Here is a 20,870-nt window from a genome sequence, read left to right on the forward strand (position 1 = left end):
CCCATGCGCGGCCCCGCCGCCCCGACGAGCCCCGGAGCCTGGGACGCCCGCTCCGAGGCCCTCCTCGGCGCCCCCGCGGTGGATGCGGAACCCACGCCGCCCGGCATAGCCCCGGGGCCCGCCGGCACGCTCCCCACCCTCGACCTCCACGCGGACCCCGCCCCCCTTCCCGGTGGGGAGACCGCCCTCGACGACCTCCTCTCCGCCTTCGGCCCGCCCCGCCCGACCCCGCACGCGCGCGTGCCCGAGCCGGAGGCGGAAACGGAGCCGGAGGCGGAGCCGGAGCCGGACGACGTGTCCGAGCCGGAGGCCGAGCCCGAGGCCGTGGCCGTGGTCGGCGCGCCGGAGGACGTACCCGAGCCCACCCCCGTACCCGAGCCCGAGTCCGTCCCCGCCCCGGGAGGGGCCGTCGCGCCCGGGCCCGGGGTCGCCTGGGGGGAGCCGCCCGCCCCCGCCCCCGCTTCCCCGCCCGCCCCCGCGTCCGCAGGGAAGGCGCGCCGCAGCGGTGGCGATCCCGTCAAGGTGCTCATGCACCGGCACCGGGAGCTGTGCGAGCGGGCCGTCGACCCGCTGGAGGTCGCCGCCGGACTCGAAGCGCAGGGGTTCACCGACCGGACCGCCGCCCGCTACCGGCACCGGGACGTCTTCTCGCTCGCCGAGGAGCTGTACGCGCGCGTGCCGCGCGCGCACCGCGAGGCCGCGCCCGAGGAGGAGGCCGAAGGGCCCCGCGCCCCCTGGGCGCTCGCCGCGTGCGCGCCCGGGGCCGCCGCCGCGCTGCTCGTGCCCGCGCTGCTCCACCTCGACGGGGCCGCCCGGCTCGTCACCGGGACCGCCGGCGCGCTCGGGCTCGCCGCCGCGCTCGTCCTCGCCGTCCGGCGCGGACCCCTGCACGCGCCCGCCGCCGCGCCCGCCGCCCGGGTGTGGACCCTCTGGCTGCTCGCGTACGCCGTCGCCGGCGACGGGCTCCTGGAGGAGGTGCTCCGCGGCGGACCCGACGGCACCTGGCGCGTCGACCCCGCGCCGCTCCTCGGGCTCGCGCTCGCCGTCGCTCCCGCCGCCTGGTGCGCCCGCCTCTTCGCGGGCCGGGCCCGGCGGCGCATCGCCGAGAGCCGGGGCCTCGCCGACTTCGCCGCCGCCACGCGCGCGTGGCTGCTGGCTGCCGTGCTCCTGCACCTCGCCGCCCTCACCGCCCTGCTCGCGCTCACCGGCCTCACCGCCGGCGCGCTCGCCCTCGGCGCCCTGCTCCTGACCGCCCGGCTGCTCGCCGTCCACGGACACGGCGAGACCGCCGCCGCCGCACTCGCCGCCGCCTGCGCCGCCGAAGCCCTCGGCCTCGCGAGCGTGCTGGCCGCCCGGCTCCCGCTCCCCGGCCTCGACGCGCTCGCCGTCCCCGTACGGACCGCCGTCGACGCCTGGGGCGCCGGCGCCCTCCCCGCGCTCGTCTGCGGCGCCGCCGCGCTCGGCCTGCTGGCCCACGCGACCGGCGCCCTCACCCGGGCCTCCGCCCACACCACCCCCTGACCCGTCGCACCCGCGGAGCCGACGCCGCGGGCGCCCGGCCCGACTCACCACCCGCAAGGAGAACCCAGACCATGACCCCTCACTCCCCAGCACCGGCCGGTCGGCACGAAGGGGCCGCACGATGAGGGTGCTACTGCTCGGAGCCAACGGCTTCATCGGCCGCTTCGTCGCCGACCGGCTGCTCGCCGACCCGGCGGTCCACCTCACCGCCCTCGGCCGCGGCGACGACGCCGACGTCCGCTTCGACCTCGCCAGCGGCAGCCCCGGCGCGCTCACCCGCTTCCTGGACGCCGTCCACCCCGGCGTGGTCGTCAACTGCGCCGGCGCCACCCGCGGCGGCGCCCGCGACCTCACCCGGCACAACACCGTCGCCGTCGCCACCGTCTGCGAGGCCCTGCGCCGCAGCGGCTGCGGCGCCCGGCTCGTCCAGGTCGGCTGCGCCTCCGAGTACGGGCCCAGCCAGCCCGGCTCCTCCACCGCCGAGGACGCCGTGCCGCGCCCGGGAGGCCCGTACGGCGTCTCCAAGCTCGCCGCCACCGAACTCGTCCTCGGCTCCGGCCTCGACGCCGTCGTCCTGCGGGTCTTCTCGCCCGTCGGCCCCGGCACCCCGGCCGGCTCCCCGCTCGGCCGGCTCGCCGAGGCCATGCGCCGGGCCATGCAGGCCGGCGACGGCGAGCTCAAGCTCAGCGGCCTCGGCGTGCAGCGGGACTTCGTGGACGTCCGGGACGTGGCGCGGGCCGTGCACGCCGCCTCCCTCTCCGCCGCCCAGGGCGTCGTCAACATCGGTACGGGCCGTGCCGTCCGGCTCCGGGACGCCGCCGCCGTCCTCGCCCGGGTCGCCGGCTACGCGGGCAACCTCCACGAGGTCGACGCCCCGCACGGCGTCCCGCAGCGGCCCGTCATCGGCGCCCCGCGCACCGAGGCGACCATCGCCGAACAGCTGGCCGCCACGCCCTTCCCGTACCCCGACGGCTGCGGGCCCTGGCAGCAGGCCGACGTCCGCACCGCCCGGGACCGGCTCGGCTGGCGCCCCCGGATCAACCTGGAGGAGTCGCTCGCCGACATCTGGATGGAGGCGGCGTGTCGCATCTGACGCGCGCCGGCACCGCGACCGGCACCCTCCGGACCCTCGGCATCGGCGCCCCCGGCTACGCCCACCCGCTGCTCGCCCCGGTCGAATGGGCCGAACTGACCCGCCCCGGCACGCCTGTGCACTGGGCGGTGCTCAACGTCGCCGACGGCCCCGGCTCCCGCCCCGACCCGCACTGCCTGGAGACCGCCGGCCGGCTCCGGCACGCGCGCGTGCGGGTGCTCGGGCACCTGGACCTGGCCCACGGCTCGCGCCCCTTCGGGGAGCTGGTCTCACAGGCCCAGCGCTACCTCGACTGGTACCGCGTCGGCGGCTTCTATCTGGACCGCTGTCCCACGGACCGGACGGACCTGCCAGGGGTGAGAAGGGTCACCGCGACCCTCTCGGCGCTCCTCGGCGGTGACGCCCACCTCGTCCTCGGCCAGGGCCACCACCCGTACCCCGGCTACGCGGAGACGGCGGACCAGCTGGTCACCTTCGCCGGGTCCTGGACGGACTACCGCTGGTCGCAGGTGGCCGAGTGGACCGCGGAGTACCCGGAGGGGAAGTTCGCCCACTTCGTCCACGGGGTGCCGCGCACCCATCTCGACGAGGCGCTGCGGATCGCCCGCTGGCAGGGCGCCGGCACGATCTTCTTCACGGACCGCGGAGCGGCGCCGGGACAGACCATGCCATTTCACTCGCTGCCCGGCTACTGGGACGAAATCGTCTCGCGTATCGGACCGGGTGTCTCGGAATGAGGAGGGGCGTGGCAGTGTTACGGGGAGAACAACCGTACTGACATACCGACCAACGGAGTCCCCGTGTCGCTGCCACCCCTGGTCGAGCCGGCTGCCGAGCTCACCGTAGACGAGGTCCGCAGGTACTCCCGCCACCTGATCATCCCCGACGTGGGGATGGACGGGCAGAAGCGGCTGAAGAACGCCAAGGTGCTGGCCGTCGGCGCCGGCGGCCTCGGCTCGCCGGCCCTCATGTACCTGGCCGCGGCCGGTGTCGGCACGCTCGGCATCGTGGAGTTCGACGAGGTCGACGAGTCGAACCTCCAGCGCCAGATCATCCACAGCCAGGCCGACATCGGCCGCTCCAAGGCGGAGTCGGCGCGCGACAGCGTGCTCGGCATCAACCCGTACGTGAACGTGGTCCTGCACGAGGAGCGGCTCGAAGCCGACAACGTGATGGACATCTTCAGCCAGTACGACCTGATCGTCGACGGCACCGACAACTTCGCCACCCGTTACCTGGTGAACGACGCCTGCGTGCTGCTGAACAAGCCGTACGTCTGGGGCTCGATCTACCGCTTCGACGGCCAGGCCTCCGTCTTCTGGTCCGAGCACGGTCCCTGCTACCGCTGCCTCTACCCGGAGCCCCCGCCGCCGGGCATGGTCCCCTCCTGCGCCGAGGGCGGCGTCCTGGGCGTGCTGTGCGCGTCCATCGGCTCCATCCAGGTCAACGAGGCCATCAAGCTCCTCGCCGGCATCGGCGAGCCGCTCGTCGGCCGGCTGATGATCTACGACGCCCTGGAGATGCAGTACCGCCAGGTGAAGGTCCGCAAGGACCCGAACTGCGCCGTCTGCGGCGAGAACCCGACCGTCACCGAGCTCATCGACTACGAGGCCTTCTGCGGCGTCGTGTCCGAGGAGGCCCAGGAGGCGGCGCTCGGCTCCACGATCACTCCGAAGCAGCTCAAGGAGTGGATCGACGACGGCGAGAACATCGACATCATCGACGTCCGCGAGATCAACGAGTACGAGATCGTCTCGATCCCCGGCGCCCGCCTGATCCCGAAGAACGAGTTCCTGATGGGCAACGCCCTCCAGGACCTCCCGCAGGACAAGAAGATCGTCCTGCACTGCAAGACGGGCGTCCGCAGTGCGGAGGTCCTCGCCGTGCTCAAGTCCGCGGGCTTCGCGGACGCCGTGCACGTCGGCGGCGGCGTGATCGGCTGGGTCCACCAGATCGAGCCCGAGAAGCCGGTCTACTAGTCGACCGTGCCGAAGGCCCCGGACCGCGTGTCGGTCCGGGGCCTTCGCGCGTCCGGGCTAGCCGCAGGTCGTGCCGTACGCGGGCACCTTCCCGTCGAGCAGGTACGCGTCGACCGTCCGCGTCACGCACGGGGAGGTGCCGTAGGCGCCGTGCCCCTCGCCCTTGTTGGTGACCAGGATCCCGACGCCCTCGCCGAGTTCGGCCGCCATCCGCTCGGCGCCCTCGTACGGGGTCGCCGGGTCGCCCGTCGTGCCCACGACGAGCACCGGGTCCGCGCCCGGGGCCGACGCCGCCGGCGTCCTCGCCTCGCCCTTCACCGGCCAGCCGGCGCACCAGCCGGCCGTGTCCCAGGCGAGGAAGGCGCCGAAGACGGGGGAGAGCCGGCGGAACTCCGGCAGCAGCGCCTTCGCCCGCGCGGCCGTCGGGCGCTCGCTGGAGTCGGCGCAGGAGATCGCCCGCTGGGAGTGCGACCCGGTGGCGTAACGCCCCTGCTCGTCGCGGTCGTTGTAGGCGTCCGCGAGCCGCAGCAGCCCGCTGCCGTCGCCGGCCTCGGCCGCCTGCAGAGCCTGGGTGAGCAGCGGCCAGCTCGACTCCGCGTAGAGGGTGACCGCGATGCCGGTGGTCGCCAGGCCCTCGGTGAGCAGCCGGTCGCCGACCTCCAGGGGCCGCTGGTCGAGCACGGCGAGCAGCGTGGTGATCCGCGCGGTGCCGGCCTGCGGGGTCTGCCCGGTGGACCTCAGGTAGTTGTCCAGGGCCCGCTGGAAGCCGATCGTCTGGTGCCGGGCGTGGCCGGCGGCGTCGGCGGTCGGGTCGACCACGGCGTCGAGGACCAGCCGGCCCACCCTGCCGGGGAAGAGGTGGGCGTAGGTGCCGCCGAGCTGGGTGCCGTACGAGACGCCGAAGTAGTGCAGCTTCTCGTCGCCGAGGGCCTGCCGGACCAGGTCCAGGTCGCGGGCGGTGGCCGAGGTGGTGGTGTGCGGGATGACCGTGCCGGAGCGGCGGGCGCAGCCGGCCCCGAAGGCGGCGGCGTCCTTCAGGTAGGCGGCCTCCTCGGCGGGCGTGTCCGGGGTGGAGTCGACCGTGGCCTCGGCGGCGGCCTGCTCGGCGTCGTCGCGGCAGACGACTCCGGAGCTGCGGCCCACCCCGCGCGGGTCGAAGCCCACGAGGTCGTACCGCTCGCCCAGGGAGGCGTACTCCCCGGAGAGCTGCGGCAGCATCTCGACGCCGGAGGCGCCGGGCCCGCCGAAGTTGAAGAGCAGCGACCCGATCCGCCGCTTCCGGTCGGTCGCCTCCTTGCGGATCAGGGCGATGCCCAGGGTGGCCCCGGCCGGCTTCGCGTGGTCCAGCGGGACCCGCACGGTGGCGCAGCGCCACTCGTCGCCGGCGTCGTCGCAGCGCTTCCAGTCGAGGCCCCGGGGGGCGGCGGAGGGCTTCGTGTCGGAGGCGGCGGGGCCGGTGCCCGTGCCCGCACAGCCGGTGGCCAGCAGTCCGCCCGCGACGGCGAGCGCCGTCAGACGCCCGCGCATGGACCGTATGGACTGTAGGGACCGTATGGACAAGGAGGACCCCCGAGGGTTCGGGCCGGGACTGGCCCGCCATCCTAGGGGGCCCGGGGCGGCTCCTCGCGGGCGGCTACGTGCAGACGGTGCCCGAGGCGGGGACCTTGCCGTCGAGGAGGTAGCCGTCGACGGCCTTCTTCACGCAGGCGCTGCCGCCGTTGTACGCGCCGTGGCCCTCGCCCTCGTACGTCAGCTCCACGCCGACGCCCTTGCCGAGGGCCTGGACCATGGCGCGGGCGCCCTCGTACGGGGTCGCGGGGTCGCCGGTGTTGCCGACCACCAGGATCGGCGCGGAGCCGGGCGCGGACACGTCCGGGTGGTCCCAGGCGCCCGGCACCGGCCACTGCGAGCAGGAGGACAGGGCCCAGCCCATGAAGTCGCCGAAGACGGGGGAGGCCTCGCGGAACTGCGGGAGGCGCTCCTTGGCCTGGCCGAGGGTGTAGCGCTCCTTGAAGTCGACGCAGTTGATGGCGGCGTTGGCGGCCTGGATGTTGCTGTAACTGCCGTTCTCCCCGCGGCCGTTCATCGAGTCGGAGAGGGCGAGGAGGAGGGCGCCGTCGCCGCCGTCCGCGGCCTCCAGGCCCTGCTCCAGGTAGGGCCAGAACTCCTTCGAGTACAGCGACTGGGCGATGCCGTTGGTGGCCTGGGTCTGCGTCAGCTTCCGGCTGCCGATGCCGGCGATCGGCTTCTTGTCGAGCGCGGTGAGGAGATCGGTGACGCCCTCCTCGATCTCGGCGACCGTCGAGCCCGGCAGGGCGCACTCGTCGCCCCGGTCGACGCAGTCCTGCGCGAAGTTGTCCAGCGCCAGCTGGAAGCCCTTCGCCTGGCCGAGGGCGCCCTCCTCGACGCCCGCGTCCGGGTCCACGACCGCGTCGAAGACGGCCCGGCCGACGCGCTCGGGGAAGAGGTGGGCGTAGACGCCGCCGAGCTCCGTGCCGTACGAGATGCCGAAGTAGTGCAGCTTGTCGTCGCCGAGGACCTGGCGCAGGAGGTCCATGTCCCGGGCCGCGCTCTCCGTGCCGACGTGCGGGAGGACCGGGCCGGCGTCGGCGTCGCAGCCCGCGGCGTACTTCTTCTGCGCGTCGGACAGGGTCCGCTCCTCGGCCTGGTCGTCCGGGGTGAAGTCGAGGGCGTAGTACGCGTCCAGCTCCTTGTCCGTGGCGCACTCCACGGGCTCGCTGCGGCCGACGCCGCGCGGGTCGAAGGAGACCAGGTCGTAGCGGGAGCGGAGGGTCTCGTAGTCGGCCGCGAAGCCCGGCAGGCCGGTGACGCCGGAGCCGCCGGGGCCGCCGAAGTTGAAGACGAGGGAGCCGATGCGGCGGGCGTTGTCCCGGGCCCGCGCGCGGATCAGGGCCAGCTCGATCGTCTCGCCCTCCGGCTGGGACCAGTCCAGCGGGGTGCGCAGGAACGCGCACTCCCAGGGGGTGCCGCCGGGGAGCGGGGTCGGGGCCTGCCCGCCGCCCTCCGCCGGGGACGGCGGCGGGCAGGTGTCCCATTCGAGCTGCTGGCTCGTGAGGGAGGAGAGGCCGCCGGTGCCGGTGCCGGTGCCGGTGGGGCGGGCCGGGGTGGCCTCGTCGCCGTCGTCCGAGCAGCCGGTCAGGCAGAGGAGGGTGGTGGCGGTGAGGAGGGCGGCGGCGCGCCGGCCGGCGGAGAGGGGCATGCACCCATGCTCGTCGCCCCCGCCAGCCCCCGCCCGCGACACACCCCCAAGCGGGTGCCTCCCGCCACGGCGACGACGCCCACCCGCCGCGCCGGCCGCCGGAGCCGCGCCGCCGCTCCGTTGCGGCCCGGTTCCGCCAGGGCGGGCCGCCGTTCCGTTGTGGGCATACGTTCCGCAGGGCGGAACGGGTGGGCACAACGGAACGGCACCCTTTGCGGGTGCCTCCGCACATGCGCCTGAACCCGCACCCGTACGAAGCCGTGCAGCGGGTGCGGCTTCAGGCGCGTAAAGCCTTGGCCCGGCAAAGGGCGCCGTCCCTGTGCCCACCCGTCCCTCCCCCAAGGACTTCGTCCAGGGGGGACCCCCAGCGGGACGCCTGCCCACAGGGAGGGCGGCGATGGCGCGGGGGTGGGCACCGCCCTTGCGGGATGCCTGCCCACAGGGGCGGCGGGGGCGCTCGTCCGGCGAAGGCGCCGCCCGCGCCGGGCTACCGGGTCGCCGTGTAGGCGGAGGCGATGCAGGCGGCGATGCCTACGCCCTGGTGGGCGGCGCCGCAGAGGGTGAGGGGCGGGAGGTCGGTCAGGGCGGCGCGGGCGCGGGCCATGCGGGTCGCGTGGCCCGTGTCGTACTGGGGGAGGCCGGCGGGCCAGCGGGTGACCCGGGTCGCGAGGGGCGCCGGAAGCGGGCCGGCTGCCGCGCGGAGGTCCGCGAGGGCCAGGGCCGTGAGCTCGGCGTCCGAGCGGGGCAGGGTCGCACCCGCCCGGCCCAGCGACGCGCGGACCACGCACGGCCCGCCCGCCGGCCACGCCCACTTCCGGGACAGGTACGTCGCCGCCTTGACCGCCCGGCCCTCCACCGCCGGCACCAGGAAGCCGTTCCCGGGCGGCAGCCCCGCCTCCGTGCCCGGCGGGAAGGCCAGGGAGACGACCGCCGTGTCCGCGTGGCGCACGCCGCCGAGCGCCTCCGCCGCCTCCGGCGCGAGCCCCGCGAGGAGCCGCGCCGCCGCGTGCGCGGGGACGGCGAGGACGACGGCGTCGGCCGTCAGGACCCCGGAGGACGCCGTGGCCACCCGCCACGCGCCGCCCGCCCGGCGCAGCGCCGTGACCCGTACGCCCGTCTCGATCCGCGCTCCGGACGCCCGGGCCACGGCCGCCGCCAGGCGCCCGGTGCCGCCGGTCACGCCGCGTACCACCGCGCGCGCCGGTCGCGCGGGCCGGTCGCGGAGCGCGGCGAGCAGCGAGCCGCCGGGCCCGGCGAGCGCGGCCACCGGCCCGAGGGCGGAGCGCAGCGAGAGGCGGTCGACCTCGCCCGCGTACACCCCGCCGAGGAGCGGTTCGACGAGCCGGTCGACGGCTTCCCTGCCGAGCCGCCCGGTGAGGTACTCCGCCACCGAGACGTCCCGGGCCTCCAGCGGGGGCGCCGGCAGCGTCTCCTCCTGCCTCAGCCGCGCCAGGCCCGGCTCCGAGAGCAGGCCCGTGCCCTCCAGGGCCGACGGGTCGGGCGGCACGCCCATCACATGGCCGGGCGGCAGCGCCCGCAGAGCGCCCCGGCTCCACAGGGTGACGGGGCCCGGCGCCGGGTCCCGCAGGTCCGCGCCGAGCCCGACCGCCTGCGCGAGGTCGACCGCCTCGGGCCGCAGCGCCATCAGCGACTCCGCGCCCTCGTCGACCGGCACCCCGGCCAGCGTGCCGGTGCGGAGCTTCCCGCCGATCCGGTCGTCGGCCTCCAGGACGGTCGCCTCGGCCCGCCCGCGCAGCGACCACGCCGCCGCGAGGCCGCTGATGCCGCCGCCGATCACGATCACCCGGCGCATGCGAGGACCTCCTTGAGTTCGTCCTGGTGGGGGAAGGAGCCCGGGCGGTAGGCGCACCAGGGGTCGGCGGCGAGCGGGTCGCCGGTGACCGCGTACGCCCGGGAGCGCGAGCCCCCGCAGACGCCCGCGAACTCGCAGGCCCCGCACGCGCCGCCGAGCCGCGCCGGGTCCCGGAGCGACCGGAAGAGTTCCGACTCCCGGTATATGAGGGGCAGTTCGCGGTCCTTCACGTTTCCCGCCGACAGCGGCAGGAAGCCGCTCGGGTGCACTTCCCCGGTGTGGGAGACGAAGACGAAGCCGCGCCCGGAGGAGACGTCCATCGGGGGCCGGCGCGCGGTGCGCGGCACGCCCTCGAACAGGCCCAGTTCCGTGGCCCGTTCGGTCAGCCGTGCGTGCAGCCGCCCGAGCCGGGGGCGTTCGCCGCGCCGGGCGAGCACCGCCCGCTGGAGCGCGACCCGCCGGAAGTGGTGGCCCTCGGTCGTCTTGACCGGCATGCGCGCGCCGAGGTCGTACAGGAAGTGGAGCACGTCCTCGCACTCGGCGGCGGTGAGCGCCCCGAGTGCCCCGGCCCGGCCGGTGGGCACGAGCAGGAAGCCGGACCAGAGCATGGCGCCCTCGCGTCGCACGAGCGCGGCGATGTCGGCGAGGTCGGGCAGGCTGTGCCGGGAGACGGTGGTGTTGATCTGCACCTTCAGGCCGAGCGCGTGGGCGGCCCGCCAGCCGTCGAGGGTGAGGTCGAAGACGCCGGGCACGCCCCGGAAGGCGTCGTGCCGGCCGGCGGTCGAGCCGTCGAGGGAGAGCGAGAGGGCGACGGCCCCCGCGTCCCGGATCCGGGCGAGGTGCGCCCGGTCGAGCGTCGGCGTCCCGGACGGCGAGACCGCGACCCGCAGCCCGATCCCGGTGCCGTAGGCGACGAGGTCGGCGAGGTCGGGCCGCTGGAAGGGGTCGCCGCCGGTGAGGACGAAGAGCGGCGCGGGCTTCCCGAAGGAGGCGACCTGGTCCATGAGGCGCCGGGCGGCGGCCCCGTCGAGTTCGTCCGGGTGCCGTTCCGGCACGGCCTCGGCCCGGCAGTGCAGGCAGGCCAGCGGGCAGGCCCGGGTCGTCTCCCAGATGACGAGGAACGGCCGCTCGTCGACGGAGTGGCGCGGTCTGCGGACCGGCGTCCGGGCGCTCACACCCGCTCCCAGCCGCGCTTGGGCTCCCGGTTCGCGATCCGCCCGGGGCTGCGGCGCCGGTAGACGACGAAGGGGCGGAACAGATACCGCACCGGCACCGCGAACATGTGCACCAGCCGCGAGTACGGGATGAGCGCGAAGAGCGCGAAGCCGAAGAGGACGTGCAGCTTGAAGGCGAGCGGGGCGCCCGCCATCAGACCCCAGTCGGGGCTGAGCGCGAACAGCGAGCGGAACCACACCGAGACGCCCTCGCGGTAGTTGTAACCGTCCGTCGCCCCCGTCGAGTTGAGGACGGTCGCGAGGATGCCGAGGGTCATCGCGCCGAGCAGCACCGTGTACATCAGGTGGTCGCTCTTCAGCGTCGCCTTCCGCACGGCCGGCACCCGCAGCCGCCGGTACACCAGGATCCCGATGCCGGCGGCGGCGGCGACGCCCGCGACGGCGCCGGTCGAGACGGCCATCAGGTGGTAGGCGTGGTCGCTCAGCCCGATCGCGTCCGTCCACTCCCTGGGGATCAGCAGGCCGACCACGTGCCCGAGGACGACGAAGAGCATCCCGAAGTGGAAGAGCGGCGAGCCGATCCGCAGCAGCCGCGACTCGTGCAGCTGGGAGGAGTGGGTGGTGATGCCGAAGCGGTCGTACCGCCCCCGCCAGACCGTGCCCGCGACGAGCAGGGCCACCGAGACGTAGGGCAGGACGCCCCAGAGCAGCAGATCCATCAGACCGGGGTCCTTTCGGCGCGGTGCACGGTGGGCCAGGGCAGCTCCACGCCCGGCCCGAGGGGTTCGAGCCCGACGAGCTCGCGCGGCGGCCCGGACCGGGCCAGCGCCTTCGCCTCCTCCTTGGTGCGGGGCGAGGGGCCGGGCAGCGTGCCGCAGACCGCCTCCAGGACCCGCAGGTAGGGCGTGCCGGCGGCGGCCAGCGCGAGCCGCAGCAGCTCCAGGCCCGCCCGGTGCTCCTGGAGCAGCGCCGTGCCGGGCTCCTCGTGGCGGGCGGCGAACTCCAGGGCGGCGGGCAGGAAGTCGGGCAGCTCGTCGCTGTCGAAGACCAGGCCGTGCTCGCGGTAGGTCCGCTTGACGGCGACGAGCGAGAGTCCGCGCCGCCGGGTGTCGCCGTCGGTCCACCACGTCAGGTAGAGGCAGCGGCGGTTGCGGGTGTCGAAGGTGTCCGTGTAGTGCGCGGCGAGGTCGAGGAGCGGGGTCCGCCCGACGTGGTCGAGGAAGTCCGCGAGCCCGCCCGGCATGTCGGCCGACGCCCTGCGCAGTAGCGGGAGTTCCTCGTACAGCCGCTCGTCCGGGTACGTCAGGCAGCGCGCCGCCACCAGTCGCACCACCGCGTCCGGGGTCATGAACTCCTCCTCGTGCGGCCCAGGTTGAGCAGGACACGGCTCCCGTCGCCGGCCTGGCCGGCGACCGGGCAGTCCGCGTCGAGGTCCAGCGGGTGGCTCTCGGCGAGCGCGTCCGCGTCGGCGCGGGCGGCCGTCGGGATCACGTACCGGTCCTCGTACTTGGCGATCGCGAGCAGCCGGAACATGTCCTCCAGCTCCTGCCCGGTCAGCCCGACCGCCTCCGCGACGGTCTCGTCCTTCTCCTCGCCGAGGTTGACCGCCCGCATGTAGGAGCGCATGGCCGCCATCCGGCGCAGCACCGCCTCCACGGGCACGGTGTCCCCGGCGGTCAGCAGCTCCGCCAGGTACTCCACCGGGATCCGCAGGGCGTCGATGGCGCCGAAGAGGTTCCCGGCGTCCTCGCCGTCGCTGCCGGTGGCGGCGACCGCGTCGACGACGGGGGAGAGCGGCGGCACGTACCAGACCATCGGCATCGTGCGGTACTCCGGGTGGAGCGGCAGCGCGACCTGGTAGGTGGCGACGAGGTCGTACACGGGGGAGCGGCGGGCCGCGTCCAGCCACTCCTCGGTGATGCCCGCCGCCTTCGCGGCGGCGGCCACGGCCGGGTCGTGCGGATCGAGGAAGCACTCCAACTGTGCCGGGTACAGGTCGTGTTCGTCCTCGACCGCCGCCGCCTCGGCGACCCTGTCGGCGTCGTACAGCAGCACGCCGAGGTAGCGCATGCGGCCGACGCAGGTCTCGGAGCAGACGGTCGGCATGCCGACCTCGACGCGCGGGAAGCAGAAGGTGCACTTCTCGGCCTTGCCGGTCGTGTGGTTGAAGTAGACCTTCTTGTACGGGCAGCCGGTGACGCACATCCGCCAGCCCCGGCACTGCTCCTGGTCGACGAGGACGATGCCGTCCTCCTCGCGCTTGTACATGGCGCCGGAGGGGCAGGCGGAGACGCACGCCGGGTTGAGGCAGTGCTCGCAGATCCGGGGCAGGTAGAACATGAAGCTCTGCTCGAACTCGAAGCGGATCTTCTCCCCGACCTGCCGGCGCACCTTCTCGACCAGCGGGTCCTTCGGCCCGTGCTCGGGGGCGCCGCCGAGGTTGTCGTCCCAGTTGGGGCCCCATTCGACCTTGTCGAGGGGTTCGCCGGTGACCTGGGAGACGGGCCGGGCGGTCGGCAGGTCGTCGCCCGCGGGGGCCTCGGTGAGGTTCCTGTACTCGTACGTCCACGGCTGGTAGTAGTCGTCGAGCTCCGGCAGCTCCGGGTTGGCGAAGATCTGCCCGAGCCGCTTGAGCCGTCCGCCGGCCCGCAGCCGCAGCCGCCCGGACCGCGTCCGCTCCCAGCCGCCCTTCCACCGGTCCTGGTCCTGCCAGCGGCGCGGGTACCCCTGCCCGGGGAGGGTCTCGACGTTGTTGAACCACACGTACTCGGTGCCCTGCCGGTTGGTCCACGCCTGCTTGCAGGTGACCGAGCAGGTGTGGCAGCCGATGCACTTGTCGAGGTTCATGACCATCGCCACCTGTGCCATGACCCGCATGTCAGTACTCCACCTTCTGGTCGCGGCGGCGGATCACCGTCACCTCGTCGCGCTGGTTCCCGGTCGGGCCCAGGTAGTTGAACGCCCAGGTCAACTGGGCGTAGCCGCCGACGAGATGGGTCGGCTTGAGCATCACGCGGGTGAGCGAGTTGTGGATGCCGCCCCGGCGGCCGGTCTTCTCCGTCTTCGGGACGCCGACCGTGCGCTCCTGGGCGTGGTTCATGTAGACGGTGCCGGCGGGCATCTTGTGGGAGACGATCGCGCGGGCGGTCACGACGCCGTTGCGGTTGACCGCCTCGATCCAGTCGTTGTCCTTCACCCCGATGGCCTCGGCGTCCTGCGGGGACATCCAGACCGTCTGCCCGCCCCGGCCGAGCGTCATCATGTACAGGTTGTCCTGGTACTGGGAGTGGATCGCCCACTTGTTGTGCGGGGTGAGGTAGCGGACGGCGACCTGCTTGCCGTCACTCGTCCCCAACTCCGGTTCCCCGTACAGCCGGTGCATGTCCAGCGGCGGCTTGTAGACGGGCAGCGCCTCGCCGACCTCGTGCATCCAGTCGTGGTCGAGGAAGAAGTGCTGGCGCCCGGTGAGGGTGTGCCAGGGCTTGAGGTGCTCGGTGTTGACGGTGAAGGCGGTGTAGCGGCGGCCGCCGGACTCGCTGCCCGACCACTCGGGCGAGGTGATGACCGGGACGGGCCGGGCCTGCGTGTCGGCGAAGGTGATCCGCTTGCCCTCGGCCTCGGCGGCGAGATGGGCCATCTCCTGCCCGGTCCGCTTCTCCAGCTTCTCGAAGCCCTGGGTGGCGAGCCGCCCGTTCGACGTGCCGGAGAGGGCGAGGATCGCCTCGCAGGCCCGCCGCGCGGTGTCCAGCCTCGGCCGCCCGTCCGCGATCCCGCCCCTGACCAGGCCGTTCTGGGCGCCGAGGTAGGCGATCTCCTCGTCGACGTCGAAGGTGATCGCCTTCGTCGTCACGCCCAGCCGGTCGACCAGCGGGCCGAGCGCCGCGAACTTCTCGCCGACCGCGCCGTAGTCCCGCTCGACGACCGTCAGGTTGTACATCGTGCGCCCCGGCACCGGCGCGCACTCGCCCTTCGACCAGTCGAGCGCCACCCCGCCGGGCTGGGCCATCTCGCCGCCCGGGGTGTCGTGCTGGAGGGCGGTCGCGACCAGGTCCTTCCTGACCCCCAGGTGCTCCTTCGCGAGCTCGCCGAAGCGGCGGGCGAGGGCGAGGAAGGCGTCGTAGTCGGAGCGGGCCTGCCACGGCGGGTCGACGGCCGGGGTGAAGGCGTGCAGGAAGGGGTGCATGTCCGTGGAGGACAGGTCGTGCTTCTCGTACCAGGTGGCGGCGGGCAGGACGACGTCGGACAGCAGTGTCGTGGACGTCATCCGGAAGTCCATGGCGAGGAGCAGGTCGAGCTTGCCCTCGATGTCCTCCTCCCGCCACCGCACGTCCTTCGGAGTGCAGCGCGGCCCGTCCTCCGGCAGGTTGGAGTGGGTGCCGAGGAGGTGCTTGAGGAAGTACTCGTTGCCCTTGGAGGAGGAGCCCAGGAGGTTCGCCCGCCACACGTTGAGCACCCGCGGCCAGTTCTCCGGCGCGTCCGGGTCCTCCCCGGCGAAGCCGAGGGACCCGTCCTTCAGGGCGCGCACGGTGTCCCCGACCGGGTCGTCCCCGTCGCCGAGCTCCAGCGGGTTGCGGTCGAAGGTCGGGTAGGAGGGCATCCACCCCATCCGCGCGGAGGCGGCCAGACAGTCGGCGCCCATCATGCCCGCGAAGCGCCCCTCGCCGAGCGGCGAGGCCAGCGACTCGGCCGGCAGGGTGTCGTACCGCCACTGGTCGGTGTGGAGGTAGAACCAGCCGGCGCCGATCATGTGCCGGGGCGGCCGGCCCCAGTCGGAGGCGCTCGCGAGGGTCGCCCAGCCGGTCACCGGCCGGCACTTCTCCTGGCCGACGTAGTGGCCCCAGCCGCCGCCGTTGCGCCCCTGGCAGCCGGTGAGCGTCAGCAGGGCGAGGAAGGCCCGGTAGATCGTCTCGGAGTGGAACCAGTGGTTGGTGCCCGCGCCCATGAGGATCATGCAGCGGCCGTGCGAACGCTCGGCGGTGTCCGCGAACTCCCGTGCCACGCGCGCGGCTTGGGCGGCCGGCACGGAGGTCAGCGTCTCCTGCCAGGCGGGGGTGCCGGGCTGCGAGGCGTCCTCGTACGACTCCGGCCACGCGCCCGGCAGGCCGGGGCGCCCGACGCCGTACTGGGCGAGCAGCAGGTCGTACACGGTGGTGACGAGCGGCCCGCCCCCGGAGAGGCGCCGCACCGGCACGCCCCGCCGCAGCACCTCGCCCTCCTCGTCGAAGCGCGGCAGCACCACTTCGGCCGCGCCCTCGCCGAGGAGCGAGAGCCGGGGCCGTACGCCGCCGAGGTCGAGGTTCCAGTCGGGCTCGCCGCCGGTGCCCCAGCGGTGGCCGAGGGTGCCGTTCGGGACGACCGGCTCTCCGGTGGCGTCGTCGACGAGGACGGTCTTCCACTCGGCGTTCTCGACGTCTTCGCCCAGGTCCTTCGCGGTCACGAACTTGCCCGGCACCAGGCCCCGTTCGGTCTCCGTCAGCGTGATCAGGAACGGCAGGTCCGTGTAGGTCCGCACGTAGTCGGCGAAGAAGGGCGTCTCGCGGTCGACGAAGAACTCCTTGAGCACCACGTGCCCCATCGCGAGCGCCAGCGCCCCGTCCGTCCCCGGGTGCGGGTGCATCCACTCGTCGGCGAACTTGGTGTTGTCGGCGAAGTCGGGGGAGACCGTGACGACCTTCTGGCCCCGGTAGCGGGCCTCCGTCATCCAGTGCGCGTCCGGCGTCCGCGTCACCGGCACGTTCGAGCCCCACATCAGCAGATAGGCGGCGTCCCACCAGTCGCCCGACTCCGGCACGTCCGTCTGGTCGCCGAAGACCTGCGGCGAGGCCACCGGCAGGTCCGCGTACCAGTCGTAGAAGGAGAGCATCGGGGCGCCGATGAGGGAGTGAAAGCGGGCGCCGGCCGCGTGCGAGGCCATCGACATCGCCGGGATCGGGGAGAAGCCGGCCACCCGGTCGGGGCCGTGCTCCTTGATGGCGTGGACGTGCGCGGCGGCGGCGATCTCCACCGCCTCCTCCCAACTCGCCCGCACCAGGCCGCCCTTGCCCCGGGCCTGCTGGTAGGTGCGGCGGCGCACCGGGTCGCGCTGGATGTCCGCCCAGGCGAGCACCGGGTCCTTCAGGCGCTTCCTCGCCTCCCGGTACATCGCGAGGAGCGTGCCCCGGACCATGGGGTGGCGGACCCGGGTGGGGGAGTAGCTGTACCAGGAGAAGGAGGCGCCGCGGGGACAGCCGCGCGGCTCGTACTCGGGCCGGTCCGGGCCCACGGAGGGGTAGTCGGTGGCCTGGGTCTCCCAGGTGATGATGCCGTCCTTGACGTAGACCTTCCACCGGCACGAGCCGGTGCAGTTGACGCCGTGGGTGGAGTACACGACCTTGTCGTGGCTCCAGCGGTCCCGGTAGAACGACTCGCCCTCGCGGCCACCGGTGCGGTGCACCGTCCGCAGGTCGTCGGAGACCTCGGAACGGGAGAAGAACCTTCCCGCTCGGAGGAGGATCTCGGCGGCGTCCGGCTGCTCCTGCTGCACGTCAGGCTCCTTCACGACGAAGCGTTCAGCAGCTTGAGCCTAGGTCGGGCGAAGCGGGCGGAAGGGGGGCCGATGGTCCCGTGCGGGGGTGACCAAATCCCGCATTTGTCCCGGGGGGAGGCGTGTGACCCTGGTCGGGTGAGCACTGTCCGTCGGTGGATACCGAACCAGCACGGAGCCTGGGCCATGCTCGCCGTGCCCTACCTCGCGGGAGTCCTGACCGGCTCCCCGACCTGGCTCCAACTCCCTTTGTTCCTGGCGTGGTTGCTCGGCTACTGCGCCGTCTTCCACATCGAGCAGTGGGTACGGCTCCGACGCGCGTCCCGCAACCCCCGGGCGGCGGCACGCCACCGACGCCCCGCCCTGGTCTTCGGAAGCGCGGCGCTCGCCTGCGGACTGCCCCTGCTGTCCGTCGCGCCATGGCTGGCCGTCGCCGCCGCCCTGGCGGCCCCCTTCCTCGCGGTGAACGTCCACTACGCCCGCCGCAACAGGGAACGGGCCCTGGTCAACGGGCTCGTGGCCGTCGTGCCCGCCTGCGGGATGCTGCTCGTCTCGCTGCGCGCGGGCGGCGGCCCGGTCGCCGAGGGCCTCGCCCCGGCGCTCGCCTGCCTGCTGTACTTCGCCGGGACCGTCCCGTACGTGAAGACGATGATCCGCGAGCGGAACTCGGAGGCGTACCGCAGGGGTTCGGTCGCCTACCACGCCCTGGCGCTGCTCGCGGCGGGGCTCCTGAGCCCCTGGCTCGCCGTCCCCTTCGCCGGCTACCTCGCCCGCGCCGCCCTGCTGCCCGGGCGCGGGATCGGGGTGCCGGTCGTGGGCGCGGTCGAGGTCGGCTGCTCGCTGCTGCTCCTCGGCTTCCTCGTCGGCGTGTACGGTTGACCGCGCGCGGCTAGAGCGCTTCCCGCTTCGTCAGCCAGTTGAAGCAGATCCAGCCCGGCAGGACCGGCAGCCACAGGGTCAGCAGACGGTAGAGGAGGACCGCCGGGGTGGCGACCTCGATGGGCAGGCCCACCGCGACCAGACCGCCGATGAGCGCGCCCTCGACCGCGCCGACACCGCCGGGCGTCGGGGCCGCCGAACCGATCGCGTTGCCCGCGAGGAAGACCACGGCCACGCTCGCGTAGCTGATCGACGCGTGCCCGTGCCCGAAGGCGCGGATCGAGGCGTCAAGACAGAGCACGAAGGTGCCGGTGATCAGCAGCATCCCGCCGATGCCCGTCGCCAGCTTCAGCGGCCGCTGGAGCACGTCCAGCATGCGCGGCACCACACCCGCGAAGAGCGAGCGCAGCCGCGTCGAGACGAACTTCCGCATGAACGGGATCGCCGTCACCACCAGGACGAGCACCGCGACCGTCAGCAGGCCGGCGATGACCGTCCGCGACGGGGTGAACGACTGCGACTTCTCGGTGCCCGTCAGATAGCCGAAGGAGAGCAGCAGCAGGATGTGCGCCCCGAGCCCGAAGAGCTGCGAGGCGCCGACGCTCGCCACCGCGAGCCCCGGGCGCACCCCCGCACGCTGCAGGAAGCGGGTGTTGAGGGCGACACCGCCGACCGCCGCCGGGGCGACGATCTTCACGAACGAGCCGGCGACCTGCGCCACCACCGTCCGCCAGAAGCCGACCCGCTCCGGCACGAAACCGAGCAGGCTCATCGCCGCCGCCACATAGCTGAGCGCCGAGAAGACCACGGCCGCCGCCACCCACCGCCAGTCCGCCTCGCTCACCGTGGACAGCGGCGTCCGGGTGATCTGCGACAGCAGGAAGTACGCGGCGACCGCGCCCGCGATCAGCGAGATCAGCGTCCGCGGCTTGATCCGCTCCAGCCGGACCGGCTCCACCGGCGCCTGCGGCCGGATCAGCAGCACCTGCCGGCGGATCTGCGCGAGCAGGTCCTCCTCGCGGGCCTCGTCCAGGGCCTCGTCGAGCGCCCGCTTCTCCGCCTTCTTGTCCGCCCGCTTCTCGGCCTTCTCGGCCTTCGGGTCGGCCCCCGGCGCCGGCAGCCCCGCGTGGGCGGCCGCCTTGGCCCGCTCCCGCTCCTTCTTCGCCTCCTCGGAGGCGGCCAGGACCGCGTCCCGCTCCCGCTGCGAGCGCTCGCGCGCCAGCTTCCGCAGGGTCGCGCGGGTCGAGCGGCTCAGCGCGATCGGCTGGAGCAGCGGCAGACAGTCCGCCACCGCGTCCGGGCCGAGCACCTCCACGGCCGCCGCCACCGCCCGCTCCGCCCCGACCCGCAGCCCCAGGGTCGTCAGGAACTGGGCGATGTCCATCCGCAGCACCAGATCGCCGGCCGCGATCTCGCCGCCGCGCAGATCCGTCAGGAACACCCTGCCGGAACGATCCACCAGGATCGCGTCACCCGACAGCCTGCGGTGCGCGATGCGCCGCGACTGGAGCGCCTTCACCTGCCGCCAGGCGCTGCGCACCAGCCCGTCGGTGATCTCGTCGTCGTCGAGCGAGTCCAGGCTCCGCCCGCCGATGTGCTCGTACACGAGCATCACCGCGTCCGGGCCCAGCTCGGAGGTGGCGATCAGCTTCGGCGCGTTCGCGCCCGCCGCGATCGCCGCGTACGCGAGGAGCGCCTCCTGCTCCAGGGCCTGCCGCAGCGAGACGATCGAACGGCGGGTCGTCACCGTCCGCAGGGTGATCCGCCGCCACAGCCGGTAGAAGAAGCCGTGCGCCTGCTGCTCCCGGTCGACGACCGTGACGTCCAGCGGCGGCCCGTCCTCCAGGGTCACGAGGTACCGGCGGCCCCGGTCCCCGCTCTCCGCGGTCTCCGGCACCTCCTCCGCGCGCAGCGCCGTCACCGGCCGGAAGCCGACCCGGCGCAGGCCCGCGAGGAGGGTCTGGCCGGTCGGCCGGACGTTCGGCGAGCCGACCGCGTACAGGGTGCCGTACGCCACCGTCCAGCCGATGAGGACGGTGAGGATGATCGAGAAGGCGGTGGTGTAGCCGGCCACCAGCATGGTGAAGGCGTCGAGCAGCAGCACGGCCCAGAGCGAGAACCGCCAGCGCGGTCTTCGGGCCATCCCGACGGCCGTCATGTACGCGATCACCGGCGCGAGGTAGTTGTGCACCGGGTCGGTCAGCCCGCCGCCGCTCGCCGGCTGGGTCAGCGCGTCCTTGATGGTGTCCGGCGCGCCCTTCGCCACCCACAGGTCGATCGCCAGGGTGACGCCGTGCGCGAGCACCGCCGCGAGCACGCCGTCCGCGATCCGCAGCCCGTCCCGTTTCACCAGGCGCTCGATGGCGAAGGCCACCGGCAGGACGAGGATGGCGATCGACGAGACCAGCCCCGCGATCCTCACGAAGACGTCGGAGGCGCCGACCGCGCCCTTGTTGATGTCCTGCTCCAGGCCGGAGGTGGTGCCGTGGGCGAAGGCGGCGATGGCGAGGACGACGGCGATGGCGAGCGTCCCGGCGAGCAGACGCATGAGGTCGGAGGGCCGGTGGACACGCGCGGCGAGCAGCGGCTCGTCGCCGGAGACCCGTTCGGGCATGTCGGGCCGAGCCTCACCGGGAGGCTGTGTGTCCTGACCCATCACCATGTCCG

At 74.2% G+C, this 20,870-nt stretch carries 14 protein-coding genes; 5 read left to right on the forward strand and 9 right to left on the reverse strand.

The features are described from left to right. The first annotated feature begins 3 nt into the window (after nt 1–3). From ABZ621_RS19385 to moeZ, 4 genes are all read left to right on the forward strand, one after another. Nucleotides 4–1,521 carry a hypothetical protein gene (locus tag ABZ621_RS19385; RefSeq protein WP_360606012.1) on the forward strand — a complete coding sequence of 506 codons (1,518 nt, stop codon included), beginning with the start codon at nt 4–6 and terminating at the stop codon, nt 1,519–1,521. 121 nt (nt 1,522–1,642) lie between these two features. Beyond that, nucleotides 1,643–2,614 (forward strand): NAD-dependent epimerase/dehydratase family protein, encoded by a 972-nt coding sequence (locus ABZ621_RS19390; RefSeq protein ID WP_360606014.1) that lies wholly within the window; start codon nt 1,643–1,645, stop codon nt 2,612–2,614. Continuing rightward, complete coding sequence (locus tag ABZ621_RS19395) at nt 2,602–3,351, forward strand: spherulation-specific family 4 protein (RefSeq protein WP_360606016.1); 750 nt, start codon at nt 2,602–2,604, stop codon at nt 3,349–3,351. Before ABZ621_RS19390 ends, ABZ621_RS19395 begins: the two co-directional genes overlap by 13 nt. A 63-nt stretch (nt 3,352–3,414) precedes the next feature. Continuing rightward, nucleotides 3,415–4,593 carry an adenylyltransferase/sulfurtransferase MoeZ gene (gene moeZ / locus ABZ621_RS19400; RefSeq protein WP_360606018.1) on the forward strand — a complete coding sequence of 393 codons (1,179 nt, stop codon included), beginning with the start codon at nt 3,415–3,417 and terminating at the stop codon, nt 4,591–4,593. A 57-nt stretch (nt 4,594–4,650) separates the two neighbouring features. On the opposite strand, the gene ABZ621_RS19405 is transcribed toward moeZ, so the two are convergent. The 8 genes from ABZ621_RS19405 to ABZ621_RS19440 form a co-directional block, all read right to left on the reverse strand. After that, nucleotides 4,651–6,120, reverse strand: coding sequence for an alpha/beta hydrolase (locus ABZ621_RS19405; protein WP_360606020.1), 1,470 nt, complete (start codon nt 6,118–6,120; stop codon nt 4,651–4,653). Between the two features lie 106 nt (nt 6,121–6,226). After that, a complete protein-coding gene (locus ABZ621_RS19410) occupies nt 6,227–7,813 on the reverse strand; it encodes an alpha/beta hydrolase (protein WP_360606022.1) in 1,587 nt (528 codons plus the stop codon). Nucleotides 7,814–8,300: 487 nt separating this feature from the next. After that, complete coding sequence (gene hemG, locus ABZ621_RS19415; protein WP_360606024.1) at nt 8,301–9,626, reverse strand: protoporphyrinogen oxidase; 1,326 nt, start codon at nt 9,624–9,626, stop codon at nt 8,301–8,303. After that, the gene (locus tag ABZ621_RS19420) at nt 9,614–10,801 is read right to left on the reverse strand and encodes a TIGR04053 family radical SAM/SPASM domain-containing protein (protein ID WP_360606026.1); all 1,188 of its coding nucleotides are present in this window, start codon (nt 10,799–10,801) and stop codon (nt 9,614–9,616) included. Before ABZ621_RS19420 ends, hemG begins: the two co-directional genes overlap by 13 nt. Further along, a complete protein-coding gene (narI, locus tag ABZ621_RS19425) occupies nt 10,798–11,520 on the reverse strand; it encodes a respiratory nitrate reductase subunit gamma (RefSeq protein ID WP_360606028.1) in 723 nt (240 codons plus the stop codon). Before narI ends, ABZ621_RS19420 begins: the two co-directional genes overlap by 4 nt. After that, the gene (gene narJ, locus ABZ621_RS19430) at nt 11,520–12,149 is read right to left on the reverse strand and encodes a nitrate reductase molybdenum cofactor assembly chaperone (RefSeq protein WP_360606029.1); all 630 of its coding nucleotides are present in this window, start codon (nt 12,147–12,149) and stop codon (nt 11,520–11,522) included. Before narJ ends, narI begins: the two co-directional genes overlap by 1 nt. Next, nucleotides 12,146–13,678: a nitrate reductase subunit beta gene (narH, locus tag ABZ621_RS19435; RefSeq protein WP_360606031.1), complete on the reverse strand. Its 1,533-nt coding sequence runs from the start codon at nt 13,676–13,678 to the stop codon at nt 12,146–12,148. The genes narJ and narH overlap by 4 nt, the downstream gene beginning before the upstream one ends. A gap of 1 nt (nt 13,679) precedes the next feature. Continuing rightward, a complete protein-coding gene (locus ABZ621_RS19440) occupies nt 13,680–17,324 on the reverse strand; it encodes a nitrate reductase subunit alpha (RefSeq protein ID WP_360606033.1) in 3,645 nt (1,214 codons plus the stop codon). Between the two features lie 138 nt (nt 17,325–17,462). On the opposite strand from ABZ621_RS19440, the gene ABZ621_RS19445 reads away from it, so the two are divergent. Next, complete coding sequence (locus tag ABZ621_RS19445) at nt 17,463–18,203, forward strand: YwiC-like family protein (protein ID WP_360606035.1); 741 nt, start codon at nt 17,463–17,465, stop codon at nt 18,201–18,203. A 10-nt stretch (nt 18,204–18,213) separates the two neighbouring features. Here the strand turns inward: ABZ621_RS19445 and ABZ621_RS19450 are convergent, their stop codons facing one another. Further along, entirely contained in the window at nt 18,214–20,859 is a 2,646-nt protein-coding gene (locus tag ABZ621_RS19450) for a lysylphosphatidylglycerol synthase domain-containing protein (protein ID WP_360606037.1), read from the reverse strand. Between the last annotated feature and the right edge of the window lie 11 nt (nt 20,860–20,870).

Origin of the sequence: Streptomyces sp. NPDC007863 (assembly GCF_040633895.1) — a bacterium.
Lineage (GTDB): Bacteria > Actinomycetota > Actinomycetes > Streptomycetales > Streptomycetaceae > Streptomyces.

Coding starts and splice junctions, on each gene's coding strand:
- ABZ621_RS19385 (WP_360606012.1), top strand. CDS start 4: ATGCGCGGCCCCGCCGCCCCGACGAGCCCCGGAGCCTGGGACGCCCGC.
- narI (WP_360606028.1), bottom strand. CDS start 11,520: ATGGATCTGCTGCTCTGGGGCGTCCTGCCCTACGTCTCGGTGGCCCTG.
- ABZ621_RS19390 (WP_360606014.1), top strand. CDS start 1,643: ATGAGGGTGCTACTGCTCGGAGCCAACGGCTTCATCGGCCGCTTCGTC.
- ABZ621_RS19410 (WP_360606022.1), bottom strand. CDS start 7,813: ATGCCCCTCTCCGCCGGCCGGCGCGCCGCCGCCCTCCTCACCGCCACC.
- narJ (WP_360606029.1), bottom strand. CDS start 12,149: ATGACCCCGGACGCGGTGGTGCGACTGGTGGCGGCGCGCTGCCTGACG.
- ABZ621_RS19405 (WP_360606020.1), bottom strand. CDS start 6,120: ATGCGCGGGCGTCTGACGGCGCTCGCCGTCGCGGGCGGACTGCTGGCC.
- narH (WP_360606031.1), bottom strand. CDS start 13,678: ATGCGGGTCATGGCACAGGTGGCGATGGTCATGAACCTCGACAAGTGC.
- hemG (WP_360606024.1), bottom strand. CDS start 9,626: ATGCGCCGGGTGATCGTGATCGGCGGCGGCATCAGCGGCCTCGCGGCG.
- ABZ621_RS19450 (WP_360606037.1), bottom strand. CDS start 20,859: ATGGGTCAGGACACACAGCCTCCCGGTGAGGCTCGGCCCGACATGCCC.